The sequence below is a fragment of the Citrobacter sp. Cpo089 genome, assembly GCF_030332695.1.
GTDB classification, from domain to species: Bacteria; Pseudomonadota; Gammaproteobacteria; order Enterobacterales; family Enterobacteriaceae; genus Citrobacter; species Citrobacter portucalensis.
On the sequence record NZ_JAOWHJ010000034.1, the window covers coordinates 43,308 to 51,736 of the forward strand.

Genomic DNA, 8,429 nt, shown 5'->3' on the forward strand with positions numbered 1-8,429 from the left:
TTTCAGGAGAAAAAATTATGGCAAGTTACTTTATTGGTGTGGATGTCGGAACCGGAAGCGCCCGTGCTGGCGTGTTTGATCTCAACGGCAGAATGGTCGGTCAGGCCAGTCGGGCCATCGAGATTTACCGCCCGCAGGCCGATTTTGTTGAGCAGTCTTCCGATAACATCTGGCAGGCGGTGTGTAACGCGGTTCGCGATGCGATTAACCAGTCGGATATCAACCCTATCCAGGTGAAAGGTCTGGGCTTTGACGCGACCTGTTCACTGGTGGTGCTGGACAAAGAAGGTAAACCGCTGACCATTAGCCCGTCCGGGCGCAGCGAACAGAACATCATTGTGTGGATGGATCACCGCGCCATTACTCAGGCCGAGCGCATCAACGCCCTGCATCATCGGGTGCTGGACTACGTTGGCGGCATTATCTCCCCGGAAATGCAGACGCCAAAACTGCTATGGCTGAAGCAACATATGCCCAACACCTGGGCCAATGCGGGATACTACTTTGACCTGCCCGATTTCCTGACCTGGCGCGCAACGGGCGATGACACGCGCTCATTGTGTTCGACGGTGTGTAAATGGACCTATATGGGCCATGAAGACAAATGGGATGCCAGCTATTTCCGCCAGATTGGGCTGGAAGATTTGCTGGAGCATGATGCCGCCAAAATTGGTCGCTACGTGAAAACCATGGGCGAACCGCTCGGTCACGGGCTGTCTGCGCGCGCCGCCAGCGAAATGGGGCTGATTCCGGGGACAGCTGTCAGCGTCTCGATCATCGATGCCCACGCCGGTACCCTCGGCACGCTCGGGGCAAGCGGTGTTTCCGGCGAGGTGGCGGATTTTGACCGTCGTATCGCGCTGATTGGCGGCACCTCTACCGGACACATGGCAATTTCCAAAGAGCCACGTTTTATCGGCGGCGTCTGGGGTCCTTACTACTCAGCCGTACTGCCAGAATACTGGCTTAACGAAGGTGGGCAGTCGGCAACCGGGGCGTTAATCGACCACGTTATTCAGTCGCATCCTTGCTACGAAACCCTGCTGGCACAGGCTAAATCTCAGGGGCAAACCATTTACGAAGTGCTGAATGCGCTGTTGCGTAAAATGGCCGGTGAGCCGGAAGATATCGCGTTTTTAACCCGCGACATGCACATCCTGCCCTATTTCCACGGCAACCGCTCGCCGCGCGCTAACCCAACGCTCACGGGCGCAATCACCGGACTGAAGCTGTCACGTACGCCGGAAGATATGGCGCTACAGTACCTTGCGACCATCCAGGCCATTGCGCTGGGAACCCGCCATATCATTGAAACGATGAATCAAAGCGGCTACACCATCGATACGATAATGGCCAGCGGCGGCGGGACGAAAAACCCGATCTTCGTTCAGGAACATGCCAACGCCACCGGCTGCGCCATGCTGCTGCCTGAAGAGAGCGAGGCCATGCTGCTGGGTGGCGCCATGATGGGAACTATCGCCGCGGGCGTATTCGAAACCTTCCCGGAAGCGATGTCGGCGATGAGTCGGATTGGTAAAACGGTTACCCCGCAAACAAATCGCATTAAGCAGTACTACGATCGCAAATATCGGGTATTCCACGAGATGTATCAGGATCATATGAAATATCGCCAGTTGATGCAGGAGGAAGCATGAGTAACTCCTGGTCTCAGGCTACCGGCGTATTTCAGCTCTATAGCGATGCCCTGGCGGGTCTGGGGCAGCATCTGACTGAACCGCTCTGGCAGTCGCTAATGGCGGAGCTGCGCGGTTGCCGGGGCAAAATCGTTGTCACTGGCGTCGGTACCTCCGGCATTGCGGCGCGTAAAGTGGCGCATATGCTTGCGTGCGTGGAACGCCCGGCGATCTACCTCAACGCGACGGACGCGGCGCATGGCGATCTCGGTTTTTTACGCGACAACGACCTGGTGATTATGCTGTCGCGTGGGGGGAATTCGGACGAACTCACCCGGCTGTTGCCCGGGCTGAATGCGCGAAATGTGCCGATTCTGAGCGTGACTGAAAACGCCGATTCAGCCATTGCTAAAGCGTCGAGATTGGTGATTTCCACCGGCGTCCAGCGTGAGGCCGACCCGCTGAACATGTTAGCCACCACCTCTATTTTACTGGTGCTGGCTATCTTTGACGCCGCCTGCGCCTGCCTGATGAGCGAAAGCGGTTACTCAAAGGAGACGCTGTTGTCTGTGCATCCAGGTGGTGATGTGGGATTAACGCTGAGCGGTGGTAAGTAACGCCAGACAACGCTCTTTTTAACCCCCCTATTTGCAGGTGTAATGGCGGTCAGTTAAACATGTAGGGAGAACGTTTTACTCTGAATAAGTTTCCGTTCACCTTATGTGCATCGCTTCTCTGATATCGCTATACACGTGAACGTGCAAGGGAGGCTCACCGCCGCCTCCCTTGCAACCCAGGCTCCCGGCGGGAAAATCGTCGCTACGCGAGTTATTCGTCTTATTCCGTCTGCCTGTCGGGCCGGGGCCGAGCCTGCATCCATGCAGGCAGACCCGGTCAGCCGTCAACGCCTCATCGATTTTCAGCCGGACCGGAGGGTATCGCTTCAACTCTCTGATTTTCAGTTAAATCTGTTTTGCTGTTCAAACATGTTCAAATAAAAATACAGATGGTCAGGCGCGGCTGGTCCGGCTGAAAATTGCCGACGTGTTTCCGTAAGGCTGGGAGAGCCAGCATGGATGCTGGCTCAGGGCGCGCTTTACAGGGACGTTACATCGCGCCCGGCCCGGTAGCCTGGAGGAATAAGCGGAGGGCACCGCGGAGCGGCAATTTTCCCGCCGGGAGCCGGGATTGTTAAGGGTGCGCGATAGCACCCTTAACACGTTCACTGGCGTTCAGTGTACAGAGAAACGATGAACATGAGGTGAACGGAACCCTTTCTCTGCGATAGCATGTTTATACCTCCCTCCGCCAGCATTCCCCCCTCTGGCATTTTTTATATCCCAACTAAAGATAAAACAGTGAAAAAGCGGATTAACGCGCTGCGTTCCACTACCGCTATCTGTTCCGCACGTTAAAAATTCTGTGACGCTCTCCAGCATTCCTGGTGGAAAGCATTCCATTCTCAAAATCTATGAGCAAACTTTAGCTATTCTTATCAAACATACTCACGGGAGATCCTACAGATGATGTCAACGCTTGCCCCACCATCTGTACTTTCCGCTCCCCAGCGCCGTTGCCAGGTGCTGCTGACGCTTTTCCTGCCGGGGCAAATCGCGACTACACAAACCTTCAGCAGCCTCAACGGCGTCGATGATGCCACGGTTCAGGAAGATATTATTGGCGCAGGACTCGAAATCCAGCGCTATCACCGGCTCGCGATAGCCACCGCGCAGAATGGTGGCTATACGATCGAAGGAACCCCGCTAAATCAACGTCTGTGTCTGTTGCAGTGGCTGCGCCGTGGCCTGCGGATTTGCCCTGCCTTTATCGCTCAGCAGTTTACCCCGGCGTTAAAAGCAGAACTTAAACAAAGGGGGATCGCACGTACGCTGTATGACGACACCAATCTGCATGCGCTCATTAATCTGTGTTCCCGGCGCTTGCAGAAACCGTTTGAGTGTCGTGACATCCAGTTCCTGCGTCTGTATTTACAGTATTGCCTGCTACAGCACCACGCGGGGATCACCCCGGAGTTTAACCCACTCCAGCAACGCTGGGCGCAATCCTGCGCGGAATATCCGCTCGCAGAGGAAATTGGCCGTCACTGGCAGCGCCACGTCATGCAGAGTGCACCACTGGGCGAATCGCTGTTTATGGCGTTGCTGTTCTCAATGCTTCGTATCCCCGACCCGATTCGCGATAATCACAATCAGGATCGCCGCCTGCGTCTTGCTATTGCGCGGCTGGTGCTACGTTTTCGCGAGTATGGCAATGTGCGCTTCAGCGATGAGCAAGGGCTAAATGACCAGTTGTATATCCACCTGGCTCAGGCACTGAACCGCAGCGTGTTTGCCATCGGCATTGATAACACGCTGCCGGAGGAGTTCAGCCGCCTTTATCCCCGGCTGGTTCGTACTACCCGCGAGGCGATTCACGGCTTCGAGGCCGAATACGATGTGCAATTTTCCGAAGAAGAGATCGGGCTGGTGGCCGTTATTTTCGGCGCCTGGCTGATGCAGGAGAAGGATTTACACGAAAAGCAGATAATCCTGCTGACCGGTAGTAATGAACAACTTGAAGTGCAAATAGAGCAACAGCTACGCGAACTGACGCTGCTGCCGCTCAACGTAAAACATATGCCGATGCAGGACTTTCAAAAAGAGGGTGCTCCGCGCGGTGTAACGCTGATTATTACGCCGTACACCACGCCACTACCGCTATTTTCACCCCCGTTGATTCATGCGGATCTGGCGCTTACGCCGCATCAGCAGCAGCAGATCCGCAAAATTCTCGAATCATAACGTTGCAGGCTGCGCGACCACCTTCGGGCGCAGAACGATTGCCGGGAGCGCCACCAGCGCCATCACCCAGAACACGCCGCTGCCCAGATTCTGGTACAGATAGCCCGCGAATACGGTCATGATGGCGATACTGCCGCCCATCGCTATCGCGGAATACACCGCCTGCAAACGAATAACTTCGCTCCCCTGGCGTGCCGCGATATAACGCATTGCCGCCAGGTGGCAGACGGTAAAGGTTCCGCAATGGAGGATTTGCACCACGATCAGCCACGGCAGCTCGGTGCTCCAGCCCATCAATCCCCAACGCGCCACCCCGCAAACGGCGGAAAGCAGCAGCAGATCGCGGGCGCTAAAGCGACGGAACAGCTTGTGACTAAGCGCGAAAATAATCACCTCCGCCACCACACCTAGTGACCATAAATAGCCCACCGCCGAAGCGGAATATCCAGCAGACTGCCAATAGATGGCGCTGAAACCATAATACGCAGCATGCGCCCCCTGTAGCAGACTCACGCAAGCAAGAAAACGCCAGCTCTGGGTTATCAGCGCGCGCCAGGCGGGCCATCCCGCACTCTCCTGCTGACGGTTTTCACCCGCTGGCTGCACGCTCGGGCGAATCATCATGCCCAGCAGCATCGAGGCGACGCCAAGCGATAGCAGGACCAGGATCACCCGATAGTCAAACAGGCTCACCAGTTTGCCGGTTAACGCGGAGCCGATCACAAAAGCCACGGATCCCCATAGTCGTACCCGACCGTAATCCATGGTGATTTGTTTCTGCCAGGTGTTGGCCAGCGCGTCGGTCAGCGGTACCAGCGGTGAGAAAAAAAGGTTAAAGCCGATCATCACCACCATCAGCCACGCCACGTTGGTTCCCGCCCAGAAGGCCAGCGCAAACACCAGCGTCAACAGAGCCAGAATACGTAACGCTGAGATCAGCCGGGAGGGATCGCTCACACGCGGCGCAATCAGCAAACTACCGAGAAAACGGGCAATCAGCCCCGCGCCCAGCAGTAAACCGATGGTTTCCGGCGTCAGCCCTAACCCTTCGAGCCAGACGCTCCAGAAAGGCAGAAAGATACCGTAGCTAAAGAAATAGGTGAAATAACCGAGCGCCAGCCAGCGCGTGGAATGCAAAGCCATGGGTCCTCCTGTTTTGGAAGCCCTAGTCTAATGACTCAAACCACATTCTGAAGAGTACTACCGTTCACATTTACGAAATAATTGTGACAAACATCACCTTTAACCAACACGATTGGTCATCCGCATCCGCAATCGTTTACATCTGTATGATTTTACAGCAGAGAACATGCTGGGATGAATAAACAGTAATGCAAGTAATTGAATGGATTTTGCGAAAAATACTCAGATGAATAACAAAAGCCTTAATATCATCGCAAGTATATCACTTAACAGCCAATATTCGTGATTACAATATTTTGACTCCCCACCAATTTAAAATTATTTAAATGTAATAGCAGTTAGCTCGTTCATTTTTAATAAATATAATCTGAAAATCTCGCTTATTAATATGACTGCCAGCGCATATCGAATACCATTGCCCAGCAATTAATTTTGCTCTTTGTCTTTTCATTAATTTAATTGCTAACAGGTTTATCAAATAAGAGGGACTTTAATGAACAAAATTGCAAAATCTATAGCGGTTAGCTTGCTGGCGCTTTCTGCGGGAAGCGCATGGGCGACGGACGGTAAAATTGAATTTACGGGTGAAATTCTAACCAGCACCTGTGAATTCGCCGATGGTGACGTCATCAACGTGGAACTGGGTCATTACGCCGCCGCGCAGTTTAAAACTGTCGGTGATACCAGCCCGGCGATTCCGGTTAATATTCCGTTGGAAAACTGCCCAGCCACCCCGTGGGAGCACGTTGATGGCACAACGGACAACTCGTTCCAACTGTGGCTGGAAACGCGCGCTGGCGGCACCGTAGCCGATCACGACGATCTGGTCGCCGTTAGCAGCATGGATACCGCCGCAACCGGCGTGGGCATCCGTATCGCAAGAGCCAGCGACAACGCAACGATGGTCCTGAATAAGCTGCCCGCGGCTGATTCAAAAATCAGCTTTGCCCCGGAAGCCGATGGCACCACTATCGTAGGGCTACAAGCCTATTACGTCTCCACTGTAGATTCTAAAGAGATCTCCCCAGGCGAAGCCAACGCCAGCGTTGACGTCACCATCGACTACCGCTAATCCCGTATACCGTCTCTTTCCATCCCTTCTTCCCGCTGAGATGGAAAGAGACGTTTTTTGACATCAGGTTAAGGATTACAGCGATGAAAAAAAACACCGCGCTCGCTTTGGCATTGGTGCTGGGCAGTTGGGTCAGCCAAAGCCTCGCTGGCGGTATTGTGCTACAGAGAACCCGTGTCATCTACGATGCCGGGAAAAAAGAGGCCGCGCTGCCGGTGGCTAACCGCAGTGAAGGTCTGCCTTATTTATTGCAGTCGTGGGTCGACAATGCACAGGGAACCGCACGAGGCCCCTTTATTATTACGCCGCCGCTTTTTCGCCTCGATGCTGATAACAATTCATCATTACGAATTATAAAATCATCTGAAAACATTGCTAACGATAAAGAATCGTTGTTCTTTATTAATGTGCGCGCTATTCCTGCCAAAAACCAAACCACCGATGCGAATAATAATACGCTAACGCTGGTATTTAAAACACGAATAAAACTATTTTATCGCCCGACAAATTTAGTCGGCAAGCCTTACGACGCTTATAAATCTCTTGAATATAAATATAGCAATAATGAGTTAGATATATATAACCCATCGGCTTATCACGTCGTATTCGCCGGTCTTGCGCTAAATAGCTGCGCCTAATACCGCTACACTTTTGCCTGACCATGTTTTCCTCCGGGGAATGGGCTGGCGGTTTCCATAAAATGGCGGACCTTTTTCAGTAACTGCCACATTGAGCGGCACTGATGATTACGGGTTATCGTGTCATGAAGTGCCTGCCATAGCCGTTCCACATGATTCACCCACGGCGAGTAAACCGGCTGGTAAATTACCCTGAACTTGGGATTTGCTTTCAACCAGCGCTGTGTTTCGCGGCTTTTATGGATAATGTAGTTATCAACGATCAGCGTGATTGTTTTCGCCCGCCGGTAAGTGGCTTTCAGGTGCTTCAGCAGAGCGATAAACAGCGCTGAACTTTTGCTGTTGCCGCCCACGTAGCTGACTTTACCCGTGCCACTGTGCAGTGCGCCGGCCAAATAGTATTTTTCGTTCTGCCCCGGCGTCACTACCCGTTTCTGCTGTCCGCGCAACTGCCAGTCCGCACCGATTTTAGGATTAAGGTGGATATCCACTTCATCTTCATAAAATACCGGATGCTCTGCGCTGCATTCATCCAGCGCTTTGTGGATTACCGCCATCTTTTCATCTTTATGTGGGTCACGGATACGCAGAGTTGGCGCGGCCCTGCGCCATACAAGCCCCGCAGATGGCAACCAGCGGCGAACGGTTCCTGCATGTAACTGGCAACCGGTTATCTCATTGATTTTTATTGCCAGTAATTCGGTGCTCCAGCGTGAACGTTGATAACCAAAATCGCCGGGAGAATGCTTTATCAGCTCACGTAACAGGGTGCAGATATGTTCAAAAGGCCAGCGTCGGGAGCGCCCTGCGGGTAAGGATTTCAGGCCTTCAATACCTGAGTGCGTAAACCAGTTAATCCAGCGACCAACGGATGAACGGGCACAACAGAGAGTTCTGGCAACATCGCTGACCCGTTCACCCCGATGAAGCATCAGCATGGCCGTGAGTCTGCGGGCATGATTTTTATCACGCGTTTTATGAATAGCTTTCTGCATCAGGCGTCGTTCGCCACGGGGTATTGGTACTATGATCGGCATCGCTCAGTCCGGTTGGTGATTTTGGTTGGTTTGGCGATTGATCAGATCGCACAATCCGGGCTGAGTTCCCTTTCAGTGATCTACTATTCCGCGCAGCTATTTAG

Annotated in this window: 6 protein-coding genes and 1 pseudogene; 5 read left to right on the plus strand and 2 right to left on the minus strand. The window is 53.2% G+C overall.

What is annotated here, in order from left to right:
* Positions 1-17 precede the first annotated feature (17 nt).
* From OGX92_RS05480 to csiE, 3 genes are all read left to right on the plus strand, one after another.
* The gene (locus OGX92_RS05480) at positions 18-1,655 is read left to right on the plus strand and encodes an FGGY-family carbohydrate kinase (protein ID WP_003835250.1); all 1,638 of its coding nucleotides are present in this window, start codon (positions 18-20) and stop codon (positions 1,653-1,655) included.
* Positions 1,652-2,251 carry a KpsF/GutQ family sugar-phosphate isomerase gene (locus tag OGX92_RS05485; protein WP_286586309.1) on the plus strand — a complete coding sequence of 200 codons (600 nt, stop codon included), beginning with the start codon at positions 1,652-1,654 and terminating at the stop codon, positions 2,249-2,251. The genes OGX92_RS05480 and OGX92_RS05485 overlap by 4 nt, the downstream gene beginning before the upstream one ends.
* A gap of 906 nt (positions 2,252-3,157) precedes the next feature.
* A complete protein-coding gene (gene csiE / locus OGX92_RS05490; RefSeq protein ID WP_286586311.1) occupies positions 3,158-4,435 on the plus strand; it encodes a stationary phase inducible protein CsiE in 1,278 nt (425 codons plus the stop codon).
* Here the strand turns inward: csiE and OGX92_RS05495 are convergent.
* Entirely contained in the window at positions 4,430-5,578 is a 1,149-nt protein-coding gene (locus OGX92_RS05495) for a 3-phenylpropionate MFS transporter (protein ID WP_125112739.1), read from the minus strand. The two genes, csiE and OGX92_RS05495, sit on opposite strands and share 6 nt — an antisense overlap.
* A 493-nt stretch (positions 5,579-6,071) precedes the next feature.
* Here OGX92_RS05495 and OGX92_RS05500 point away from each other — a divergent pair, with 493 nt between their 5' ends.
* A complete protein-coding gene (locus OGX92_RS05500; protein WP_003835260.1) occupies positions 6,072-6,650 on the plus strand; it encodes a fimbrial protein in 579 nt (192 codons plus the stop codon).
* A gap of 83 nt (positions 6,651-6,733) precedes the next feature.
* Positions 6,734-7,276 (plus strand): annotated as a pseudogene (locus tag OGX92_RS05505) (fimbrial biogenesis chaperone); the annotation flags it as partial.
* Positions 7,277-7,293: 17 nt separating this feature from the next.
* Here the strand turns inward: OGX92_RS05505 and OGX92_RS05510 are convergent.
* The gene (locus OGX92_RS05510; RefSeq protein ID WP_001395480.1) at positions 7,294-8,325 is read right to left on the minus strand and encodes an IS630-like element ISEc33 family transposase; all 1,032 of its coding nucleotides are present in this window, start codon (positions 8,323-8,325) and stop codon (positions 7,294-7,296) included.
* Between the last annotated feature and the right edge of the window lie 104 nt (positions 8,326-8,429).